Here is a 529-nt window from a genome sequence, read left to right as displayed (position 1 = left end):
CTTCGTCAAGCGCCAGCTGGCATGCCGCTCGTTGAGCCATTCGAGCGCCAGAACGACCAGCGTCGTGAGCGATATGCCTATGGTGAGCGTCCAGGCGTTCTCGATCCACGCTTTGGGAACGAATGCCCAGAAGAACAGGATCGCCACGACCATCGCGGGCTGTACGCAGTTGACCAGGATCTTCTTCATACCACTTGCTCCGGTCACGTCAGCGATAGGAGGGCTCTCGGCATCGCGGATAGCGTGAGCCGACTGCCTGCAAGGCGTTTACGATCAGCCATACGTGCCCCCGTGTGACCCCTTTAGGATGGCGTCCCGGGAGGCACAGGTGGCCGAATAAACTAGTCTCTCGCGTCCCGGCGATGTCGCCGGCCCATGCTTCGATCACAAGCAAATTGCTGTCGACGGGCATGGGCCGGCCCCCGTTACTTAGTAGTGAAAGCGGAAGTCGATGCCCACGCGCCGCGGCGTCAGCACGCCGCGTGCGTAATAGCGCTCGACCACATCGGTGCGGACCTGATTGTAGGAC

At 61.2% G+C, this 529-nt stretch carries 1 protein-coding gene; it reads right to left on the bottom strand.

The features are described from left to right. Positions 1 to 189 (bottom strand): hypothetical protein (locus ACMGE0_RS33680; protein ID WP_436820195.1); only part of this gene is annotated, 189 nt, incomplete at its 3' end. Positions 190 to 529 lie beyond the last annotated feature (340 nt).

This window comes from Neorhizobium descurainiae (genome assembly GCF_051400715.1).
In the GTDB taxonomy this organism is placed as follows: domain Bacteria; phylum Pseudomonadota; class Alphaproteobacteria; order Rhizobiales; family Rhizobiaceae; genus Neorhizobium.
This window is presented reverse-complemented; position numbering and strand designations above follow the sequence as displayed.